Consider the following 21,289-nt stretch of genomic DNA (forward strand, 5'->3'; position numbering starts at 1 on the left):
GGGTCTGGACAAAAACAGACGATTTGATTCAAATGGAAGTGATTCGGGGCACCCCCGACGCGGCGGTTTTTGAGGCACACTTCCTATGGCGAGAGCATTAGCTGGCGACGCATCTGCGCGGCGCGGCGAGAAGGAGTCTGAGTGGGAGACAGACGCAGGCACAAAACGCCTGCCTCTGCGCACCCTCCTCGGCGCTCTGGCCGAAAGCCTGGCCCGCTCCGATAGCCTGATGCGACGCCTCATTCCCGGCCTCGCCATCATCTTCATCGTCATACTCGCCCTGTTCCGCACCGGCGACCTTGTTAGCGATTACACCCGGACCCAGGAAAACGCCCAGGTTACGCTCAGCCTGATGGCAACTGTCGTCGCCAGCGGCCTGATGTTGTCGGAAAACGATCTGCCTGAAACGGGCTACCGGACGACGTTGAAACGCATCCTTGCCGACAGTCTGCCCACAGGGGCGACCAGCAAGGGCCGCATTTATCTCGTTGCGGACCAATCCGGCACCATCGTTGCCTCGGCACCGCTCCAGCCATCGCTTGAAAGCCGGCCGATCAGCGACCTGCTTGGCCCGTCACAGCCGCTCATGGTGTTTGGCGCCCGTGCCGGTGTGATGCCGGTTGCCACCAACCTTGGCACAGGCTGGGGCCAAGAACAGGTTCTTGCAACGGTTCATCACCTCGACGGCCGCCTCGGAATGGTGGCGGTGCTGCAGCCGGAAAACGAAATCTTCAGCCAGTGGCGGGATGACCTTTCGGCAAATGTGACGCTCTTCGTCGGAACTTCGCTGGTGCTGCTTGCGGTCATCTACGGCTTCTTCAGCCAGGCAACCCGCGCGGAAGCGGCTGACGACATGTATGCGGCAACCCGTGCCCGCATCGACACCGCCCTCACCCACGGCCGCTGCGGACTGTTCGACTGGGATCTGTCGCGCGGCAGAATGTTCTGGTCGTCTTCGCTGTACGAGCTGCTCGGACGCGAACCCAAGGACGATATTCTCAGCTTTGCCGATGTCGCAGACATCACCCATCCCGATGACATCGACCTTCTGGGCCTTGCCGAGCACCTGCTGGAAAGCGGTGAAACCCTGGTCGATGAGACCTTCCGCATGCGCCATGCCGACGGAAGCTGGATCTGGCTTCGCGCCCGTGGTGAAATCCAGTCGGAACCCGGCCGTGCCGAACCGCACCTGATCGGTATCTGCATCGACATTACCGAGCAGCACGAGCTTGCCGAACAGAGCCGTATGGCAGATCTTCGCCTGCGTGATGCGATCGAGACAATCTCGGAAGCTTTCGTTCTGTGGAATGCCCGAAACGAGCTTGTGATCTGCAATTCCAACTATCAGTCGCTGCACAGCCTGCCGAACGCCGTGATCAAGCCTGGCACACCCTACAAGGACGTGATGGCAGCTGCCTCCAACGCCGAAGTAGCACCGCAACCGGTCACTCTTCGCCAGCGTGGCGGCGCTCCTGATGGCTCCTACGAAGCGCAACTGGAAGACGGTCGCTGGCTGCAGATTTCCGAGCGGCGCACCAAGGACGGCGGTTTCGTGTCTGTCGGGACCGACATTACCCCGCTCAAGAAACACGAAGAAAAGCTGATCGACTCCGAAAAGCGGCTTAGGGCAACCGTTTCCGATCTCCAGAAGTCCCGCCAGACCCTTGAGGTTCAGGCTCGGCAGCTGGTGGAAATGGCAGAGAAGTACCAGGAAGAGAAAACCCGGGCGGAAGCCGCCAACAAGGCCAAGTCCGAATTCCTGGCCAATATTTCTCATGAACTGAGAACGCCGCTCAACGCCATCATCGGCTTCTCCGACATCATGACGCAGGAAATGTTCGGCCCCGTCGGCACCGACAGGTATTCCGACTACTGCAAGGATATCTATTCTTCCGGCACTTACCTGCTGAACGTGATCAACGACATTCTCGACATGTCCAAGATCGAAGCCGGTCGCATGAGTATCGAGACCGAAACGGTCAATGCATCGGAATCGGCCGAAGATGCCAGCCGGATCGTCACGGGAGCGGCAACCGAGAAGAACATCACCGTCACCACCGATGTCGTTGAAAACGTCTCGGTGCACGCAGACAAGCGGGCGCTCAAACAGATCCTGCTGAACCTGCTGGCCAATGCGGTGAAGTTCACGCCGGACAATGGCACCGTCACGCTCAGGGCGCGGCCACGCGGAGACAAGCTGCATTTCGAAGTGATCGACACAGGCATCGGAATTTCAGAGCGCGATATAGAACGCCTCGCCCAACCCTTCGTGCAGGTGGAAAACCAGTTCACCAAGACCCACCAGGGCTCGGGCCTCGGACTAGCCATCGCCCGCTCGCTGGTTGAACTTCATGGCGGAGCGCTGGTAATCAAGTCGGAAGTCAAGAAAGGCACCACTGTCAGCTTCACCTTGCCGCTTGCCGACAAGGAAGCCGCCTGAAGGGCTTTACCCTCCAGGCGAGCCAGGTTGTCCGTAGCCCTAAAGCACAGCAGATCAGTCGTTGTCGCTTGTTGTTGCCAGTTCGCTCAGGATGTCGAGCGAACGGGTCCACAGCAATGCGCCGCCTTCCTCCGGAATGAACCGGCGGCTTGCATTGGGCAGTCTGCTTGCGAGCGAAAGACCGAAGTCCGGTGAATGAACCGGGCTGCCATCCTTGCCGCCGTACCAGAGCGAGACCGGGCAGTTGATCATGCCAAGGTCGATACACCAGGGCCTGAGCGCTGCGAGCGTATCAAGGACGTATCCTTTCGGTCCCTGCCTGAAACCTTCCCGAAGGGCGTGCCTGTAGGCTGCGGCGAAAGGTTCGACGCCATATACCGACCTGTCTTCCGGTGAGCTCATCGACAGCACCAGGTCGTAGAAGCCATCCGGCTCGGCGAAGCCTTCAAGCATGGCAGAAAACCCAGCGGGATCTTCCTGTGCATGCCGGGTCATATCCCTCACCTGATCCGGCAAACCATCAGCGAATTCCGGACGGTAGAATTCATCCTGACCGGAGACGATCGCCAGGGAGCTTGCAGTTCCCGACGCTGCAGCGGCGAAAGCGAAAGGCGCTCCTTGCGAAAAGGCGACCACTGGGATGCCGACAAGGCCAAGGTTCGCAACAAGTTCGCCAACGTCACGCGCGACACTTGCCAGTGACTTGTCAGGATCGGGCGATGAAGCGCCGAGGCCCGGCCTGTCCGGTGCAATCAGTCGAAGGTTTAGCTTTTCGAGATGTTCCAGGCCAAAGCCAAGTGTGCCGGCCATGCCGGCGCCTGTCAGAAACAGAACCGGCGTGCCTGTGACCGGACCCCATTCAGACCAGGCAAACACACGGCTGCCGGCCAGCGCAATACGGTCGCTCCGGTCCGGACGACGGACCGTTTCGTCGAATGAATAAGTCATAAGGCTTCTCAGAGTATGGGAAAGGGTTCGCTCAAGTGAGCGCGAATGATTTGAAATCGGCCGCCGGCGCGGTCCTTCCCTATCCCAATGGAAACAGCTTGGCAATCCGGGTCAAGTGTTGACCGTTTCAACCTCGCCAATCAGCCGCACAAACGTCTCGCGCACCTTCACCTGAAGGTCTGCGAGCTCTGCTTCCAACCGGGTGAAAGTCGGACTGCCGGAGGCTTGAACCAGGAGATCCAGCACCCCGCGGGGTGCTTCTGCCGGCACGAACTTGCCGGAAAGAGCCAGCCGCAACACCTGGGTCAGACGGTGGTAAAGCCTGAGAGCTTCCAGCAACAGCCCGGCGTCGCCCAGGGTGAGGAAGCCGGCGTCGCGGGCCAGTTCCAAAGCTTGCTCCGTGCTTTGCGCCAGGATTTCCGGGTTTTCCTGAGCGTGCGCAAGCTGCAGAAACTGGGCAAGAAACTCGATGTCGACCAGACCGCCGGCCACCTGTTTCAGATCCCAGACATCCTTGGTGCCTTTTTCCTTCTCGATCCGGGCACGCATTGTGCGGACATCGTCGGCCAGCTTCGTCAGATCACGCGTCTGCACCAACGTGCCGCAGATGCTGTCGACGATCTTCTGCTTGAACTCAGGCGTCGTGGACGCAATCACCCGTCCGCGCGTCAGAGCCATATGCTCCCAGGTCCAGGCCTCTTTCTGCTGGTAGGCTATGAAGCCGTCCAGATTGGTCGCGAGCGGGCCTGCATTGCCGGACGGACGAAGCCGGAAATCAACCTCGTAAAGCGAGCCTTCGGCCGTCGGTGCGCTGAGGGCCGTGACCAGCCGCTGGGTCAGACGCGTGTAATACTGGGTGATTGCCAAAGGCCGCTTGCCATCAGACTGCTTGACGTCTTCCGGCGCTTCATAAAGCAGGATCAGGTCCAGATCGGAGGCTGCCGTCATTTCGCGCCCCCCAAGCTTGCCCATGGCCAGGACCGCGATATTGCCCCCCAGCACCGTGCCGTTGCTTTCGCCGACATGCACGATCACCTGTTTCAGGATCCGGTCGACGACAACTTCGGCCAGCCGTGCCAGTGCAAACCCTACCCGGTCGGCGGACAAGGTATCTGAAATCATCCGCAGGCCGATCAGGAACTGCTGCTCCTGGGTAAATATCCGCGCCCTGTCCAGTGCTTCCTCATAAAAGCGGGCCTGAGACAGAGTTCTGTCGAGCCCGGCGCGGAACTCCTCGACGCTCGGCATGGCGCCGAAAAACGCCGGATCGAGGACTGCATCCAACACATGAACCCGCTTGGAGACCGTTTCGGCCATGCGTGGCGCAGCGCCCATGGTGGTTGCTAGCAACGTCAGGAGCTGTGGATTGGACCTCAGCAGCGAGAACAGCTGCACGCCCGCTGGAAGCTTGGCCAGAAAGTTGTCGAACGCCCGCAGCGCGGCGTCCGCGTTGTCCGTGGCCGCCAGCGCACTGAGAAGCGCAGGATGCATTTCGGTCAGCCGCTCGCGCGCCTTGGTCGAACGGGTGCACGGATAGCGGCCGAAATGCCAGGCCTTGACGATCGCGGCAGCTTCAGCAGGCTGCTTGAAACCAAGACCGGCAAGCGTCTCCAGGGTACCGGGATCGTGGTCATCGCCGGTAAAGACCAGATTGCCCAGTTCGGACGACAGTGCCGGTTCATCTTCGAACAGTTCGGCATAATGGTGCTGAACCGTTCGCAAGTGGTCGAGCAGTGCCGTTTCAAAGGCTGCAAGCGTGTCGTAGCCCATCAGCGCGGAAACCCGCTTCATGCCGTCTTCATCCTTTGGCAGAAGTTGGGTCTGCTCGTCGTTCAGCATCTGGATGCGATGCTCGACATTGCGCAGGAACCGGTAGGCGGCGGCCATTTCGTCGCGTGTCTTGCCCTTGATCCAGTCTGCATCCACCAGAGCGTCCAGCATGTCGAGCGTGCGACGTCCGCGAAGGGCCGGGTTGCGGCCACCCGCGATCAGCTGCTGGGTCTGGACGAAGAACTCCACTTCCCGGATGCCGCCACGGCCGAGCTTGACGTTATGTCCGGCAACCGCAATGGCCCCGTGGCCCTTGTGCATATGGATCTGGCGCTTGATCGACTGAACGTCAGCAATTGCTGCAAAGTCCAGGTACTTGCGCCAGATGAACGGCACGATTTCATGCAGGAAGGATTCGCCGGCGGGAATGTCGCCTGCGCAGGGACGCGCCTTGATCAGCGCCGCCCGCTCCCAGTTCTGCCCGAGGGATTCGTAATAGACCAGCGCAGCGGGCACCGACATGGCAAGTGGGGTCGCACCGGGATCGGGGCGCAGGCGAAGATCCGTACGGAAGACGTAACCGTCCGCGGTCCGGTCCTGCATGATCTTGACCAGGCGCCGCGTCAGCCGAACGAATTCCACCGGAGCTTCCGCTGTACCCGCCATGGGCGCCTTGGCTGGGTCGTAAAGAACGATCAGATCGATATCGGACGAATAGTTCAGCTCATTTGCACCGTGCTTGCCCATGGCAAGGACGATGAGGCCGCTATCGACTTCCGGCTTTTCCAGGTCATGCGGTGCAAACTTGTTCAGACGGACCAGATCGCCGAGGCAGAACCTGATTGCCGCCGTCAGCGCGGCGTCGGCAAATCCGGCCAGGGCACCGGTAACGCGGTTCAGACCGATCGCACCGGAGATATCGGCGAGGCCGAGCGTCAACGCGAGGTCGTGTTTGAAGTGGCGCAAGGTCCGCATGATACCGGCCTCGTCCTCCGCCCGCGCTTCACGGGCGGCAGACAGCAGGTTTTCAAGACGGCTTTCCGGCGCTTCCTGCAGCAAGCGAAGGAGACGCGGTGGATCGGCAAGCATCAGATCGCGCAGATAGGGCGAGTTTCCAATGACCCCGATCAGGAAACCTTCCAGGTCCGGTTTTTCGTGCAGAAGAGCGTTGAGGGCCTCGCCAGCTTCGGCATGAGCCAGAAGATCTTTCAGGAACAGAGCTGCATGATCGGGATCCGGTGCCGTTGGGACCACCGCGATCCGGTCGGCCAGAACGCCCGCGCCACCGTCGTGGTCAGTTCCCTTCTCCCGTTTGCCCGGCTGTGCCGCCTTGTTCATGCCCGCTCCTGCTGCTGTCCGGTTTCACCGGCTTGAGATCGATCCGGGCGCTCAGCCCCGGGTCCTCATTCATGAAGCGCAAGTCTCCGCCATGCAAGCGGGCAACCGCCTTGACAAGACTCAATCCAAGGCCTGTTCCAGGTTCGGAACGGCTTTCCTCCAGCCGAACGAAACGTTCCTTCACCCGGTCCTGGTCCTTTTCCGGAATGCCGGGACCATTGTCGGTAACGCTGAGGACGATGCGACCGTCCTCCTCCCGCCCGCCAAGGCGAATAAGCAGGTCGCCAGTTTCAGGACGACCGTATTTCAGTGCATTCTCAATGAGATTCACCAGTACCTGGCTGATGAGGTCGCGATTACAGTCTGCCTTCAGCCCTTCGGGCAAATCGGTTTCAAGCTTGCCGCCCTCATCTTCAACCAACGGCTCGTAAAGTTCGGCAACCTCGGCAACCAGCTTGTTGAGATCGGTCGGCTCCATGACGGAGGCCGGTGCCATGGATTCAACACGCGCAATACGCAGCAGCGCGTTGAATATCCTCAGGAGCTGGTCGGATTCCTCCAGTGTCGCTTCCAGGGCGCCGCGGTAGCCCTCCTCCCCCTTGGCTTCCCGTAAGGCATTTTCGATCCGGGTCTGCAGGCGCGTCAGAGGTGTCTTCAGGTCATGGGCGATGTTGTCTGTCACATCCTTCATCGACTGCATCAGCAATTCGATCCGGTCGAGCATCGTGTTGAGATTGATCGCCAGACGATCGAATTCGTCGTCATTGCCCGCAACGGGCAGACGGCCGGAGAGCTCGCCCTGCATGATCGTGCGACTGGTGGCGGAAATCTCGTCGATGCGCTTCATCACCCTGCGGCTGACAAACAGCCAGGTGATCGCGGCCATGACCACCACGACGACCAGCCACAGGCGCAAGGCGTTGGCCAGAAGGTTGGAGAACCTGAGCTGGTCGCCCAGGTCACGCCCAACCAGCAGACGGAAGCCGCCGCGAAGCTCAAACGTACGCACCATGGCCTGCCGCTCTACGTCCTCTGCATCCTGGCCAAGGCGCGTGTAACGAACCCGGCGCAATCCACCATCGGCCTCTTCGAGAACGGTGGTCGGCAGGCGGGCAATATTCCCGACAAGCGCATTGCCGGCGAAATCGACGAGGAGATAAAGGCTGGCATCTGGATGGCGGGACCGCCTGTCGATGGTTTCGACAAGATCGCGAACACCGCCGCGCACATAGACGTCGGCAAGGGTTTTCAGTTCTGAATCGACGGATTGAACCACCTGCTCGGACATCAGGTTGTCCGTGTTGTCCGCAATATAGAACAGCAGCACGCCGGACATCACCGTGAAGACGGCAATGTAGAGCAGCGACAGCTTGAAGGCTGTGGTTCTGGTAAACCTAGTGAGCCGCGTCACGGATCGTATATCCGGCACCCCGGATGGTGTGCAGAAGTGGTGTTTTGAAACCCTTGTCGATCTTGCCGCGCAGACGGGAGATATGAACGTCGATCACGTTGGTCTGCGGATCGAAGTGATATTCCCAGACGTTTTCGAGCAGCATCGTACGGGTCACCACCTGGCCGGCGTTCTGCATGAGATATTCCAGAAGGCGGAATTCACGCGGCTGCAGCGGGATTTCCGTTTCGCCGCGGCGGCACGAATGCGCCATCCGGTCCAGCGTCAGGTCGCCGACGGTATAGGTGGTCTCAATCTGGCTGGCTGACTTGGGGCGTCGTGCCAGTGCCTCTATGCGGGCTTGAAGTTCGGTAAAGGCATAAGGCTTGGGCAGGTAGTCGTCGCCACCGGCCTTCAGGCCCTTGACGCGGTCATCGACCTGACCGAGCGCCGAGAGGATCAGCACCGGCGTGTGGTTGCCTTCCCGGCGCAGGTCCTGAATGACCGAAAGGCCGTCCATCTTCGGCAGCATGCGGTCAACAATGAGGATGTCGTAGTCCCTGTCGAGGGCCATATCCAGCCCGGTCCGCCCATCGGCAGCCTGGTCGGCGGTGTGGCCCAGTTCACTCAAACCCTTGACGAGGTAGCTTGCAGCTTCCGGGTCGTCTTCAATGACAAGAATCCTCAACATCTCATCCTTTTAGCTTGAGTTGGCCCTAAAGAAAATGGCTGACGGCGGCGATGGATGTGAGAGTCGCCGCCGCCAGTCAGTCAGGGTTTAGCAGATAAACCCTTGGCAATGACCGGCCCGTCGGGGTTTGGGGGCAGAGGGCAGGCCGGTCTTGCCTCACAGGTCCGGTTCGGGGCAGAACCGGCCCCTGATCAGGCGAGGTTCATGGGCAGGGCCACGAACCGTGTCGTGTTGTTGCTTTCAACCCGGAAGAGAACTGCCTTGCGGCCATCCTTTTCCGCCTTGTCCAGCGCCTTCAGCACATCGGACGGGCTGTTGACCTTCATGCCGGCCACTTCCAGGATCACGTCACCGGTGTTGAGGCGCTTTTCGGCTGCCGGGCTTTCCGGGTCGATTTCGGCAATAACCACGCCGTCACCTTCCAGGCCAGCTTCGGCTTTCGTCGTCAGGACCAGGCCGAGATCATCCAGGCTGGTCTTGCTTTCACCGGCCTCCGGCTGAACGGCTGCAACCTGTTCCTGATCCTGCAGGCGGCCCAGTGTTACGGTGACGTCCTCTTTCTGGCCGTCACGCCAGACCGTAATGTCCACCTGGCTGTCGGGCTCGTAAGCCGCAATGATCTTGGACAGCTCGCGCGGGCCCTTCACTTCAGTGCCGTCAACGGCAAGGATGGTGTCGCCCGAGCGCAGGCCAGCCTTCTGTGCCGGGCTGTTTTCCTGCGCTTCCGCGACGATGGCGCCGCGGGCCTCTTCGAGGCCAAGGCTCTCCGCGATGTCATCCGTGACGTTCTGAATCTGAACGCCCAACCAGCCGCGAACGACGGTGCCGTCGTCCTTCAGCTCCATGATGACATCCTGCGCGGTCGAAGCCGGAATTGCGAAGGCGATACCGACGTTGCCACCGGACGGCGAGAAGATCGCCGCATTCACACCGATGACTTCGCCATGCATGTTGAAGGCCGGACCACCGGAGTTGCCACGGTTGACCGGAGCATCGATCTGGATGAAGTCGTCATAAGGACCGGCGCCGATGTCACGGCCACGTGCCGAGACGATACCCGCCGTGACGGAGCCGCCGAGACCGAACGGGTTACCGATAGCGACAGTCCATTCGCCGACCTGCGGCGCTTCCTTGGCGAAATCGACATAGGTGAACGTTTCGTCGCTTTCGACTTTCAGAAGGGCCAGATCCGTCCGTTTGTCGGCGCCGATGAGCTTGGCATCATACTCCTTGCCGTCACGGTCGATCACGGTGAACTCGGTCCCGTTTTCGATCACGTGATGGTTGGTGACGAGGTAACCGTCATCAGAGATGAAGAAGCCGGAGCCCTGGGAAATGCCATACTGGCGCGGGGCACGGCGCTGATTTTGTTGCTGGTCACCGCCACCCTTGCCGCCGAACTCGCGGAAGAAGCGCTGGAAGGGATGGCCATCAGGCAGGCCCTTGAAGAAATCTTCGAAATTGTCGTTGCCGCCACCGAAGTTCATCATGCGCGGTTCTGCGGCCTGCTTGACCTGAACGCTGACAACCGCCGGGCTGACGGCAGTGACGACGTGGGAGAAGTCCAGCGGAGCCGCGGTATCGACACGGACAGCATCAGCCAGAGCCAACTGGCTCGGAACAATGGTCTGTGCCGTCAGAAGTCCGGCTGCGCCGAGCGCGACGACGCCTGCCAGCAGTTTGGCGCGACGGGAGCGCAGGGGAGAAACTGAGCGACTGTTTTGCATGTTGTCTTCCTCTTTCGAGATAAGGTTTGAAAACCATTTCCTGGACTGCTTGCGGGGAAAGCGCTCCAGGTTCGAAAGTGAAAGTAGGTGAACCAGTCTTACAGGCGCCTGTCGGCGGCATTACGGTTTTGTAAGGTTGGAAGAAATGGCAGAAAACGTGAGGAAAACCGCCACGACCAGGGCACAAGTGGCTACGGTTTTTTCCGTCCCGAACATGCACAGAAGTGAAAACCGAGTGCAGGAAGCAGGAAACAGCCGACCAGCGACCCAGGCAGAGTGTTCTCTGCTTCGCGTTACGACGGATTTGATTCGCCTGTCAGGGGAAGACGACAGGTGTATCGCCCGCCTGCCATCGGTTCCATTTCGGCATCACGGATTGGAACCGGGGCGACATTTCGAAGGCTTCCAGCCAGGCTTTCAGCGACGTCCACTCCTGGCTGTCGAACCAGCTGCGGTCCGAGTTGGCGAACTGACGAACGAAAGGCAGGATCGCAAAGTCGGCCAGCGAGGCCTTGCCGCCGAAAAGCCAGGGCGTAGCGGCGAGACTACCATCCAGATGCCAAAGGAACTCCGCAGCACCGGCTTGCTCTGTTTCCCGGTCAGTGTCCGGATATCTCGTATCGTACTTGTAGCGATCCAGATGGCTTTTGAACGGGCCGTCGCAAACGCCGATCAATTCCAGCATGGCATCGAGATCGCCTTTTTCCGGCTTCAGCCAGTTTTCCGGGTCGGACCGGTCAAGCGCCCAGAGCATGATGTCGAGGCTTTCATCGATCACCGTTTCGCCAGTTTTCAGGCAGGGTACCGTTGCCGAGGGAGAAGTTTCCAGAAATTCGGGTGCCTTGTCCCTCAGGACGATTTCCCGCAATTCGACCTGCTCGCCACTTGCAGCAATCGAGAGCCTTGCCCTGATGGCATAGGGGCAGCGGCGGAAAGAATAGAGGATCGGCATCAAGGTTGCGTTCATGCGCGTGGAATGACCCATCGGTGCCGGAAGGTCAACAGTGCCGAAATCACCTTATTGCAACAAAGCACTTGGTGGTTTTCACAGGTTATAAAGGAAATTTGGCGAAACTTATGCCGATAGGGTACGGACATGAGCGACTCGCTTCTTAAGCTTGCCAGGGACAGTTCTTCAGAGAAAAAACACGAGCTTGCCGAGCACGTGACAGGCCTGCTTGTTGCCCGCGCAGACGACCCCGGCTCCGAAGAGACGCATCTTTTGAACAACATGCTCGAGGGCGTCTACGATTCCCTTGCTCACGACGCCAAGCGCAAGATGTCCGAACGTCTTGCAGATGTGCCGTCAATGTCCTCCAAGCTTGCCGCTGCAATGGCCGGCGACGACCTGCCTGTGGCCCAGGCAGTGCTGGAACGCTCCAAGTCGCTTCGCGAGGAAGACCTGCGCAAGATCGCGGAAACCAAGGACCAGGGTTACCTTCTGGCTCTCGCCAAGCGCGACCACGTCAGCAACGATATCAGCAATATCCTGATCAAGCGCGGCAGCAGGGATGTCAAACACACGCTGGCCGCCAACCTCGGCGCCGAGATCACCATGCCGGTGTTTGAAAGCCTGGTGAAGGACATGCCCAAGCAGCTTGGTGATCGCATCCGGCACTTGCGCAAGTCGAACGAGGAGCTGCTGGAAGATCTGTTCCGTGATGACGGTGAAGTCGCTGCCGGTGCGGAACTGGTGAAAAAGCAATCCAAGATCAGCCCGAAGGCGTGGCTGATGGGCATCCGGCTCGGCAAGACGACCCTGAACAAGGCGGTCTACCAGCTGGCCCAGGAACACAATCTTCTCGATGCAGTCGCCTTGCTCTCGTTCTTCTCCGGCCTCGACATGAAATATGTCCACAATCTCATGGTCCGGTTCGATTCCACCGGCATCGCCACTGTCTGCCGGGCCACCGGTATCGGTGCAATGGAATTCCAGGCCGTGTGCAAGGAACGATGCAAGCATCTGAAGTTTCCAGAAAGCACCGGCAGCAAGTGGCTGACGAACTACCACATGCTCGATGACACCGATGCCCGCCGACTTCTGGCGCTCATGAAAATCAGGCTGAAAGCAGCCAAACACGAGAAGGCTGCCTGATCGCCCCGACCCAAGTGCGAAAATCCGTTTCGCGACAGGGCGAAAATTGAGTTTCAAAATCCAAGTCAATTCCGGATTTTTCGCCTAGAACTTGTGCAATTGCATATTTTTCAGGCGACTTCATGCACATCGATCCCAAACCGACCTTCAGAACCGCTTTCGCCCCGGCGTTGCCTTGGCCGCAGCCAACCGAAGCGTTTCTGGCCATGGCGGGCGGCGCTGTCGGTATCGGCGCATGCGCCCTGATGGTGTGGTTGATGCACGCATATGGCGGCCTGCCACTGTTTCTGATGGCGCCTCTTGGTGCCTCTGCCGTACTGGTGTTTGCCGTACCAAACAGCCCGCTTGCACAGCCTTGGTCCGCAATTCTGGGAAACACCTTGTCGGCAGTGTGTGGTGTGGTGGCGCTTGCCTTGCTGCCGTTGGAAACCGCGCCGGTTCTGGCTGTCGCGCTTGCGTTTGCCGCGATGATGCTCGGCCGGGCTCTGCATCCGCCTGGTGGAGCTGTCGCCTTGCTGATTGGCTTGTCGCCTGACCTTCTGACGGAAACAGGCGCGCTGATGATCGTCTTCAATACAGCCGTGATGACCAGTGTACTGGTGGCGTCCGGCCTGGTGTTTCATCGTTTCTCCGGTCGGAAATATCCGTTCCGGACAAGCCTTTCGCAAAGCGGGCCACCACCAACGAGGCGGCTTGGCCTGACCGAGGAAAATCTGTCGGACCTGCTGTCGAAATTTCACCAGTCGACCAACCTCGGTGCTGTCGATCTTGCCCGGCTTGTGGCCGCTGTCGAGGCAGAGTTGATACAGCCTCCCTTCGAAGGGGTAACCTGTGCAGATGCGATCGCCCTGGAACACCTTCATGTTGCTCCAGATGCGTCTCTTCAGGAAATCCTCAGCAAACTGCAGCAGTCCGAAACATCCAAAGTCGCAGTCGTGAATGCTGACGGCCATCTTGCCGGTCTGATCAACCAGCGCGACCTGCTACGCGTCCTGAGCAATGGCTCCGGTGACGGATCGAACTTCACCCCTCCCCTCGCTCGCGACCTCCTGCATGCTCCGGTGACGTCTTTCGACGGCACCCTGCCGCTTGGTGATGCCCTGCATGTGATGGTTCGCGATAATCTGGATCATGTTCCGGTATGCCAGGAGGGAGTGTTCGAAGGTTTTCTGACCCGCTCACTCCTGCTTGAGGCCCTGGTCTGGCCCGCAACGGACAGAAAGGCCGCCTGACGCGGTAAAAGCACAGGGACGCGAAGGGAATTTTCCTGAATGAGCCAAGATGACGACCTGCCGGGAGACCCTGTCTGCTACGCCGACATGCTGGTAGGCGGATTTGTCGTTGATCAGGAAACCTTTCGCGATGTCAGCCGGTTCCGCAAATCTGAGCGCAGCCGCCTCTATGAAAAGCGGAAGGGACTGACCAGCACGGAGCGAGCGGCAAAGACCGCTGCGCTGATCGATCAGCTTCGCCCCGTCCTTGAAGCAGTCGACTATCAGAGGATCTCGCTCTACTGGCCAATCCGCGGAGAACCAGACCTTCGCCCCCTGATGACGGAGCTTTGCAACTCGGGCAGGACAGTTCTTCTACCCGTCGTTCTCGAAAAGCAGACACCGCTGGTCTTTCGCCCGTGGCAGCCAGGCTGCAAGATGGTGCGAGGCCTCTGGAACATTCCCGTTCCCGAAGAAGGCCCATCGCAGGTGCCCGAGGTCGTGATCGCCCCCCTGGTTGGTGTCGACGCCCACTTTTACCGCCTCGGCAATGGTGGCGGCTACTACGACCGCACGCTGGCATCGCTGCCGGCCAAACCGCTGACCATCGGGATCGGGTTCGCGTTCTGCTGTCTCAACTCCATCTTTCCAATGCCCTGGGATGTGCCAATGGACAAGGTCGTTCTGGACACCGGGCCTTTGGAAGTTGAACAGGGAAAATGACACTTGCTTCAACCAGTAGTTACCTAATGCAAATCCGCGCAGGGTCTCCCAGAGACTTTATCAAATAAAGTAAACACGCTTGAGGCACGCATAAGCGCGCAAAATGTCAGCCGTATCCTGTAATTAATACGGATGGCGCGATAGATTTATCCTTTTTTTATCCTGCGCTTTAGACAGTTGTAAACTGTCTCTGCGGTAGTCCTGTTGCAAGAAAAACGGACAGCTAAAAGATGCTCAACGACCTTCTCAATCTCGCTCAGGAAAGCACCCCGGAAAAACGCCACCAACTGGTGGAACACGTTACCGAGCTTTTTGTGCGTGGCGCGAACAGCTACCAGACAGAAGAAATCGCCCTGTTCAACACGGTGCTGGAAAGCATGCTTCCCACCATGGAGCCTGAACAGAAGAAAGCGATATCCGAACAGCTGGCGCCGATAGACGACACGTCCAACAAGGTCGCCTATGAACTTGCCCGAGAAGAGATCGACATCGCCAGGCCGATGCTGACGTCCTCCAATGCGCTCAAGACCGAGGATATCCTGCGGCTGGCCAAGACCATGGGTCAGGGGCACCTGCTGGCGATCTCGAAACGCCAGCATCTTGAGGCCAATGTGACCGATGTCCTGCTGGAACGCGGCGAGAACCCGGTCAAGCAATCTGTTGCTGCCAACTCTGGCGCGGAGTTTTCCGAATGGGGCTCTCGCCTGCTGATCAAGCTGGCGGAAAAGGACGAGAAAATCCGCGACGCCATGATGGAGCGCGCGGACATTACCGAGTCCGACTATGACAAACTGATCAACCAGATGCCTGAGGCTCAGCAGGCGAAGATCCGCCAGCTGCGCAAGGAAAACGAAACCCTGATCCAGGATCTCTTCCACAAGGCCAGCAAGGTTGTTGCCAGCTCGAAGCTGGAACGCAAGGCGACCCGTATCAACGCCAAGGTCACCTTGAAGGAAATTCGGGCCGGGCAACGTTCGCTCAGCAAGGCGATCACGCAGCTGTCGCTGTCCAACAACCTGTTCGACATCTGCTTCCTGCTGGCGGAAATGGCGGGTCTGGAGCAGAAATACGTCACCAATGTCATGGTGCGTTACGATTCCACAGGTGTGGCGGTTCTTTGCCGTGCCATGGGCGTGGAAAATGCGGACTACAATGCGCTGTGCAAGGCCCGGGCGATGCACAACAAGCAGCCGCAGTCGACAGCGGAAAACTGGGCGAACGACTACCAGTCGCTGTCAGACCGCGACGCGCGTCGTCTGCTGTCCTTCATGAAGATCCGTCTGCAGACCCTGGAGGGCCAGGCGGCCTGAGGCCGCCTCCCCGCTTCCCGTCAGATCACGCCTCCGCTTTGCCGGGCGACACATCCCGCGTGACCACCGCAGCGCCCGCTTCCAGGGTGCGATGGACAGGACATTTGTCGGCGATCTCCAGAAGCCGGGTCCGCGTTGCTTCGTCAAGGTTGCCTTCCAGCGTGATCAAACGCTCGAACCGGTCGATCTTGCCGTTCCGCGACTTCACGCTTTCCGAACACTCTTCACAATCGGCCGCGTGCACCTTGCCGTGCAGAACACGAGTGCCGATCCGTTCGATATCCAGCCCCTTGCGTTCAGCATACATGCGCAACGTCATGACCGTGCAGGCCCCGAGTGCGGCGGACAGATATCCATAGGGCGACGGGCCGCTGTCGAACCCACCGACATCCTTGGGTTCGTCGGCAATCATCCGGTGTACGCCGCTCGTGACCATGACCTGAAACTTGCCCTGGCCGGTCTCCACCACCTCAACACCATCCTTTGCTTCGTCGCCGGCCTGTTCCGCTACCGGATCGAGATAACGCCCGACCCAACCGGCAATCACATGTGCCGCATAGGCCGCGTCCTGGCTCTTTGAAAGAAGATGGTCGGCCGTATCGAGCGACACGAAGCTCTTGGGATGCTTTGCGGCAACGAAAATGCTGGTGGCATTGTCGATACCGACAACCTCGTCGAGCGGGGCATGCATCACGAGAAGCGCCTTGCCGAGATCCGCGACCTTGTCACGAACCGACTGGGCTTCCAGATCGTCCAGGAACTCCTTGCGAATGGTAAAGTTGCGCCCTTCGAGAGAAACCTCTCCTTCGCCCTGCTCGCGGATCGTCTCTTCCACCCCCTTGAAGCTTCGGATCACGTGATCCGCGTCGGAGGGAGCGCCGATCGTCACGACGGCACGCACTTCGGGAATGTCGGCAGCAACGGACAGAACTGCGGCCCCGCCGAGCGAATGGCCGATCAGGAGCTGTGGAGCCTGATAGTTGCGGCGCAGATAATCTGCTGCCCGCTTCAGGTCTTCGACGTTGGAGGAAAATCCGGTTGAGGCGAAATCGCCCCCGCTGCCGCCGAGGCCGGTGAAATCGAACCGGAGCACGGCAATCCCCTCTTGTGAAAGCGCGCTGGCAACGTGGCGGGCGGCGGCGATATCCTTGGAGCAGGTAAAGCAGTGCGCGAACAGGGCGAAAGCCCTGATCTTGCCTGACGGCAGATCCAGCCGGGCCGCCAGACTTGCGTCGTGCGCGCCGTCAAATTCCAGTTTCAGCGGATGCTGTCCCATTCTTCTGCCTCCTTGCGGTCACTCGGCCACAGGTAAGCACACCTGCCCGTCATGCAAGTCACGCATTGGTGTGAACACAGTGACCGCAGATCTTGAACGGTATGCAGCTGGTGAGACCGAAAACGAACGGCCGGAAGTGTCAGTCGGCCTTGTCCAGCAGCGCCTGCAGCCTGCGCTCCTCTTCGGCGGTCAGCTTGGGAGCGGAGACATCGTTGGCAGCAGCGCGATTGCGAGCACGCTTGCGCAGGGCTGCAACAATCGCAATCAGCCCCGCAATCAGGGCAACGGGGCCCGCGGCCCACAGAACGATTGTGTGCCAGGCGAAGCGGGGCTTCAGCAGCACGAATTCGCCATAGCGGGACACAAGGTAATCGATCACCTGCTCGTCACTATCGCCGGCGACCAGTCGCTCGCGTACCAGGACGCGCAGATCCTTGGCCAGCGGCGCGTCGCTGTCATCGATGGACTGGTTCTGACAGACCATGCAGCGCAGTCCCGCTGACAGTGCCCGGGCACGGCCTTCCAGTACCGGATCGTCCAGAACTTCGTCGGGCGCAACGGCAAGAGCCGGTGCGGCAAGCAGGCTCACACAGAGCAACAGGGCAAGGAATAGACGCTGTATCATCCGGTCACTCCGCCGCCGCTACACTTTGCTGACGTTTGCGCGCCGGTTTCGGAGCCCCCACGCGCAGCCGCCTGTCGGCAATGGAGAACACCGCACCGAGGGACATGATCACACAGCCAATCCAGATCAGGGTGATCAGCGGCTTGAAATAGACGCGCACGTCAACAGCGCCATCGCCGCGCCCTTCACCGAGCGAGAGATAGACCTGCGAAAACCCTGTCGTATAGATACCGGCTTCCGTTGTCGGCATCTGGCGCGCCGTGTAAATGCGCTTGGAGGGGTCAAGCTCGGCCACCAGGGTTCCGCCCTGACGGATGGAGAAGTGACCGACTTCTTCAGTGTAGTTCGGACCGCGGCGCGGTGCGGCGCCTTCGAAGGTCATCTGGTATCCGGCAAGTTCGACAACATCGCCCGGACGCATTGTGAGGACGCGTTCTTCTTGAAACGCGGACGCCGTGACAATGCCGAGGACAGTAAGGCCGATGCCGAAATGAGCAGTGGCCGTTCCCCAGGCAGATCCCGGCAGGCCAACAAGACGGGCAAACCCGCGCTTGAAGCCTATTTCGAAGAATTTGACACGGGTCACGATTTCGGAAATTGCACCCGCCATGACCCAGACCGCCAGCCCGACACCAAGCGGCGCCAGCACCTTGTCCATGCCCCAGGCCCAGTAAGTGACAAGTGTCAGCAACAGGGCAAGACCGAAAGCCGCATAAAGCCGCTGGCAGGCCGCGCCAAGATCAGCCCGTTTCCAGGACAGGATCGGACCAAAAGGCACTGCCAGGAGCAGCGGCACCATCAGGGGACCGAACGTCAGGTTGAAGAAGGGTGCACCGACTGAAATCTTCTCGCCAGTGACGGCATCAAGCACCAGCGGATAGAGCGTGCCGACAAAGACGGCTGCACAGGCAGCGGTCAGGAACAGGTTGTTCAGCACCAGACCACCTTCCCGGCTGATGGGTGCGAACAGCCCTCCCTGCTTCAACATCGGTGCACGCCAGGCGTAAAGGCTGAGCGATCCGCCGATGAAGATGCACAGAAGGCCGAGAATGAAGACGCCGCGGGCCGGGTCTGTGGCAAAGGCATGAACCGAAGTCAGGACGCCTGAACGCACCAGGAAGGTGCCGAGAAGCGACAGGGAAAAGGTGAAGATCGCCAGCAGTACCGTCCAGACCTTCAGCGCCTCGCGCTTTTCCATGACGATTGCCGAGTGCAGCAGAGCCGTGCCCGCAAGCCAGGGCATGAAGCTGGCATTTTCGACCGGATCCCAGAACCACCAGCCACCCCAGCCAAGTTCGTAGTAGGCCCAGTAGGAGCCCATCGCGATGCCGAGCGTGAGAAAGCACCAGGCAAGCAGTGTCCAGGGCCGCACCCATCGTGCCCAGGCCGCATCGATACGGCCGAGGATAAGTGCAGCCACCGCAAAGGAGAATGTGATGGAGAAGCCGACATAGCCGACGTAAAGCAGAGGCGGGTGAATGGCGAGGCCGATGTCCTGCAGGATCGGGTTCAGGTCAGACCCTTCCAGCGGAGGATTTGCAATCCGGGTAAAAGGGTTGGACGTTGCCAGCAGGAACAGGACAAAACCTGCGGTAACCCAGCCCTGGACGGACAATGTCACCGCTTTCAGGTCGGCCGGCAGGTTGCCCCCGAAGACGCCAACAAGAGCCCCGAAGAAAACCAGGATCAGCACCCACAGAAGCATCGAGCCTTCGTGGTTTCCCCAAACGCCGGTGAACTTGTAGATCAGGGGTTTTGCCGAATGGCTGTTCTCGACAACGTTCAGCACCGAGAAATCGGAATTGAGATAAGCACCCGTCAGCACCACAAAGGACAGAAGGACCAGGAGAAAGAGCATCACCGAAACCGGCGGCGCCACCGCCATCAGGCGTTCATCCTTCTGGAGCGCCCCCCAGATCGGCAGAACGGATTGGACAAGTGTCAGCGCGAAGGCCAGCACAAGTGCGTAGTGTCCGAATTCGACAATCATGTCCGTTCCTCTTCCTCACCGGCACTGCGAACAATCAGTTCGCGTTGCCCTCTTCACCTTGCCAGTGTCCCTGCGCCTTCAGCGCTTCGGCCACTTCCTTGGGAATGTAGTTCTCATCGTGCTTGGCCAGCACACTGTCCGCAACGAAAACTCCGTCCGAACCGACGACACCCTCGGTCACCACGCCCTGCCCTTCCCGGAACAGATCCGGCAGGATGCCCTTGTAGGTGACGGCAACCGTATTGGCCGTGTCGGTTACACGGAAGCTGACTTCGGCATTGTCGGAGCGCACGACCGAGCCTTCCTCGACCAGGCCACCAAGCCGGATCCGCTGACCGGGCGCAACGCCGTTCTGGGTGATTTCGGTCGGGCTCTGGAAAAACACGATCTCGCTTCTCAGCGCGATCAGAATCAGCGTCAGGGCAATGGCCAGAACCGCGCCAGCCGAACCGATAAGGGTCAATCGTCTTTGTTTGCGTGTCATCAGCGAAGCGTCCGATTTTCAATTCCCCGGCGCAACTGCGCCGCCAGCGGCAGGTCTGCCGCTCAACCGTCTGTTAGACCAAGCTGGCTGGCAGCGTCCTTGATCATGGACAAGTCCTCCGGCTTGTCCGCATATGCCGACAGCGCCTCCTCAAGAGCCTTTTCCGCATCCTGTTTCTTACCCAGAACCATATAGGCACGGATCAGCCGGTTCCACTCATCCACCGATCCGCCTTCCGTGGACAGACGCTCGGCAAGGCCAGCAACCATGCCGGCGATCATGGCCTGACGGTCATCCGCGGCCATTTCGCTGGCGGCAGCAACCTCTTCCTGGGACGGCCCCGGCAAACTGTTGCCAACCGGTGCGCCGCCTGTCAGCCGGGCCATTTCCTGGCGTGCGGCCCCAACCCAGGCTGCGGTCTCATCAGCGCCCTGAAGGAGAGCCTGCCATGCGGCAATCGCGTCTTCCTTGCGGCCTTCCTGGCCAAGCGCCAGTGCGAGAAAGAATCGTGGCTTTACGGCTGCAGGTTCCAGCGACACGGCCTGCTCGAAAGCGGCGCGAGCATCGGCTGTAACCAGCCCCTGATTTGCAATCGTCAGCGCTTCGCCCATATCGGTGAGCCAGGCCTGGTTCGGCCCGAGAATGCGGATTGCATTGGAATAGGCTTTCGCAGAAGCCTGAGGCTGACCGAGCGACAGGTAGACCGGAGCAATGACTGCCCAGCCTTGCCCATCTTCCGGATTTTCCGCCAGATGACGTTCAACACGGGCAACCAGCAGATCGACGGATTGTTCTTCCGCCGGTGCGCTCAGACGGCTGAGCAACGGCTGGTCGGGAAGATCGGGAGAGCCAAGGACAAGATAAAGTCCGAAAGCTGAGGCTGGCAGCGCCAGCAGGGCCAGCCCCTGCGCAAGCTTCAAGCCGCCGCCCTTGGAGTCGTCCTGCTTTTTGCTGTCGCCCCTGTCGTGGGCTGCAAGCAGACGGCGCGCGATTTCCGTTCGCGCTGCCTCGGCTGCTTCGGCGTCTATCAGGCCCCGTTCGAGTTCCGTCTCGATCGCCGCAAGCTGCTCGCGATAAACCGCTTCGTCCGCACGCGCCGGTGCATCCTCCTGGTGGCGCCGTGTGCGCGATAGGGGAATAAGTACCGACAATGTCGCAACCCCGGTCAACAGGGCAATCAGGATCCAGAACACCATGGCCGCACTATAGACAATTCAATGCGGACAAAAGCAAGGTGGCTGGGATGTGACCGGCGGTCGCGGCGCAAACAA

General features: G+C 59.8%; 16 protein-coding genes. 5 read left to right on the forward strand and 11 right to left on the reverse strand.

The genetic code is table 11. The annotated features are described in order from the left end of the window. The first annotated feature begins 85 nt into the window (after positions 1 to 85). Positions 86 to 2,440 carry a PAS domain-containing sensor histidine kinase gene (locus B0E33_RS03015; protein WP_077290385.1) on the forward strand — a complete coding sequence of 785 codons (2,355 nt, stop codon included), beginning with the start codon at positions 86 to 88 and terminating at the stop codon, positions 2,438 to 2,440. Between the two features lie 54 nt (positions 2,441 to 2,494). On the opposite strand, the gene B0E33_RS03020 is transcribed toward B0E33_RS03015, so the two are convergent. The 6 genes from B0E33_RS03020 to B0E33_RS03045 all read right to left on the reverse strand — a co-directional run bounded on the left by B0E33_RS03020 (position 2,495) and on the right by B0E33_RS03045 (position 11,271). Beyond that, positions 2,495 to 3,388, reverse strand: a complete 894-nt coding sequence (locus B0E33_RS03020) for an alpha/beta fold hydrolase (RefSeq protein WP_077290386.1) — start codon at positions 3,386 to 3,388, stop codon at positions 2,495 to 2,497. A 111-nt stretch (positions 3,389 to 3,499) separates the two neighbouring features. Then, positions 3,500 to 6,496: a bifunctional [glutamine synthetase] adenylyltransferase/[glutamine synthetase]-adenylyl-L-tyrosine phosphorylase gene (locus B0E33_RS03025; protein ID WP_077290387.1), complete on the reverse strand. Its 2,997-nt coding sequence runs from the start codon at positions 6,494 to 6,496 to the stop codon at positions 3,500 to 3,502. Next, complete coding sequence (locus B0E33_RS03030) at positions 6,453 to 7,907, reverse strand: sensor histidine kinase (RefSeq protein ID WP_055658714.1); 1,455 nt, start codon at positions 7,905 to 7,907, stop codon at positions 6,453 to 6,455. Before B0E33_RS03030 ends, B0E33_RS03025 begins: the two co-directional genes overlap by 44 nt. Beyond that, complete coding sequence (locus tag B0E33_RS03035) at positions 7,891 to 8,577, reverse strand: response regulator transcription factor (RefSeq protein ID WP_322853553.1); 687 nt, start codon at positions 8,575 to 8,577, stop codon at positions 7,891 to 7,893. Before B0E33_RS03035 ends, B0E33_RS03030 begins: the two co-directional genes overlap by 17 nt. 191 nt (positions 8,578 to 8,768) lie before the next feature. Then, entirely contained in the window at positions 8,769 to 10,304 is a 1,536-nt protein-coding gene (locus B0E33_RS03040) for a Do family serine endopeptidase (protein WP_022997820.1), read from the reverse strand. 316 nt (positions 10,305 to 10,620) lie between these two features. After that, positions 10,621 to 11,271, reverse strand: a complete 651-nt coding sequence (locus tag B0E33_RS03045; RefSeq protein ID WP_208997751.1) for a glutathione S-transferase — start codon at positions 11,269 to 11,271, stop codon at positions 10,621 to 10,623. Between the two features lie 129 nt (positions 11,272 to 11,400). On the opposite strand from B0E33_RS03045, the gene B0E33_RS03050 reads away from it, so the two are divergent. The 4 genes from B0E33_RS03050 to B0E33_RS03065 all read left to right on the forward strand — a co-directional run bounded on the left by B0E33_RS03050 (position 11,401) and on the right by B0E33_RS03065 (position 15,643). Further along, on the forward strand, positions 11,401 to 12,399 hold the full coding sequence (locus tag B0E33_RS03050) for a DUF2336 domain-containing protein (RefSeq protein WP_077290388.1): 999 nt from the start codon (positions 11,401 to 11,403) through the stop codon (positions 12,397 to 12,399). Between the two features lie 122 nt (positions 12,400 to 12,521). After that, positions 12,522 to 13,631, forward strand: a complete 1,110-nt coding sequence (locus B0E33_RS03055) for an HPP family protein (protein ID WP_077290389.1) — start codon at positions 12,522 to 12,524, stop codon at positions 13,629 to 13,631. A gap of 39 nt (positions 13,632 to 13,670) precedes the next feature. Then, entirely contained in the window at positions 13,671 to 14,333 is a 663-nt protein-coding gene (locus tag B0E33_RS03060) for a 5-formyltetrahydrofolate cyclo-ligase (RefSeq protein WP_077290390.1), read from the forward strand. A gap of 230 nt (positions 14,334 to 14,563) precedes the next feature. Further along, entirely contained in the window at positions 14,564 to 15,643 is a 1,080-nt protein-coding gene (locus B0E33_RS03065) for a DUF2336 domain-containing protein (protein WP_022997826.1), read from the forward strand. Positions 15,644 to 15,668: 25 nt separating this feature from the next. Here B0E33_RS03065 and B0E33_RS03070 read toward each other — a convergent pair whose 3' ends face one another. The 5 genes from B0E33_RS03070 to ccmI form a co-directional block, all read right to left on the reverse strand. Next, entirely contained in the window at positions 15,669 to 16,919 is a 1,251-nt protein-coding gene (locus B0E33_RS03070) for a bifunctional alpha/beta hydrolase/OsmC family protein (protein WP_077290391.1), read from the reverse strand. A gap of 139 nt (positions 16,920 to 17,058) precedes the next feature. After that, positions 17,059 to 17,544, reverse strand: a complete 486-nt coding sequence (locus B0E33_RS03075; RefSeq protein ID WP_077290392.1) for a cytochrome c-type biogenesis protein — start codon at positions 17,542 to 17,544, stop codon at positions 17,059 to 17,061. Positions 17,545 to 17,548: 4 nt separating this feature from the next. Beyond that, complete coding sequence (locus tag B0E33_RS03080; protein WP_077290393.1) at positions 17,549 to 19,534, reverse strand: heme lyase CcmF/NrfE family subunit; 1,986 nt, start codon at positions 19,532 to 19,534, stop codon at positions 17,549 to 17,551. A 34-nt stretch (positions 19,535 to 19,568) separates the two neighbouring features. Next, the gene (gene ccmE / locus B0E33_RS03085; RefSeq protein WP_055658701.1) at positions 19,569 to 20,018 is read right to left on the reverse strand and encodes a cytochrome c maturation protein CcmE; all 450 of its coding nucleotides are present in this window, start codon (positions 20,016 to 20,018) and stop codon (positions 19,569 to 19,571) included. A 62-nt stretch (positions 20,019 to 20,080) separates the two neighbouring features. Then, positions 20,081 to 21,214 (reverse strand): c-type cytochrome biogenesis protein CcmI, encoded by a 1,134-nt coding sequence (gene ccmI, locus B0E33_RS03090; protein WP_077290394.1) that lies wholly within the window; start codon positions 21,212 to 21,214, stop codon positions 20,081 to 20,083. Positions 21,215 to 21,289: the final 75 nt, after the last annotated feature.

Source organism: Roseibium algicola (genome assembly GCF_001999245.1).
GTDB lineage: Bacteria > Pseudomonadota > Alphaproteobacteria > Rhizobiales > Stappiaceae > Roseibium > Roseibium algicola.

Excerpts from the sequence above, each read along its gene's own strand:
- B0E33_RS03070 (WP_077290391.1), bottom strand. The coding sequence starts at position 16,919 with ATGGGACAGCATCCGCTGAAACTGGAATTTGACGGCGCGCACGACGCA.
- B0E33_RS03050 (WP_077290388.1), top strand. The coding sequence starts at position 11,401 with ATGAGCGACTCGCTTCTTAAGCTTGCCAGGGACAGTTCTTCAGAGAAA.
- ccmI (WP_077290394.1), bottom strand. The coding sequence starts at position 21,214 with ATGGTGTTCTGGATCCTGATTGCCCTGTTGACCGGGGTTGCGACATTG.
- B0E33_RS03040 (WP_022997820.1), bottom strand. The coding sequence starts at position 10,304 with ATGCAAAACAGTCGCTCAGTTTCTCCCCTGCGCTCCCGTCGCGCCAAA.
- B0E33_RS03045 (WP_208997751.1), bottom strand. The coding sequence starts at position 11,271 with ATGAACGCAACCTTGATGCCGATCCTCTATTCTTTCCGCCGCTGCCCC.
- B0E33_RS03080 (WP_077290393.1), bottom strand. The coding sequence starts at position 19,534 with ATGATTGTCGAATTCGGACACTACGCACTTGTGCTGGCCTTCGCGCTG.
- B0E33_RS03065 (WP_022997826.1), top strand. The coding sequence starts at position 14,564 with ATGCTCAACGACCTTCTCAATCTCGCTCAGGAAAGCACCCCGGAAAAA.
- ccmE (WP_055658701.1), bottom strand. The coding sequence starts at position 20,018 with ATGACACGCAAACAAAGACGATTGACCCTTATCGGTTCGGCTGGCGCG.
- B0E33_RS03035 (WP_322853553.1), bottom strand. The coding sequence starts at position 8,577 with ATGTTGAGGATTCTTGTCATTGAAGACGACCCGGAAGCTGCAAGCTAC.
- B0E33_RS03060 (WP_077290390.1), top strand. The coding sequence starts at position 13,671 with ATGAGCCAAGATGACGACCTGCCGGGAGACCCTGTCTGCTACGCCGAC.
- B0E33_RS03075 (WP_077290392.1), bottom strand. The coding sequence starts at position 17,544 with ATGATACAGCGTCTATTCCTTGCCCTGTTGCTCTGTGTGAGCCTGCTT.
- B0E33_RS03025 (WP_077290387.1), bottom strand. The coding sequence starts at position 6,496 with ATGAACAAGGCGGCACAGCCGGGCAAACGGGAGAAGGGAACTGACCAC.
- B0E33_RS03020 (WP_077290386.1), bottom strand. The coding sequence starts at position 3,388 with ATGACTTATTCATTCGACGAAACGGTCCGTCGTCCGGACCGGAGCGAC.
- B0E33_RS03055 (WP_077290389.1), top strand. The coding sequence starts at position 12,522 with ATGCACATCGATCCCAAACCGACCTTCAGAACCGCTTTCGCCCCGGCG.
- B0E33_RS03015 (WP_077290385.1), top strand. The coding sequence starts at position 86 with ATGGCGAGAGCATTAGCTGGCGACGCATCTGCGCGGCGCGGCGAGAAG.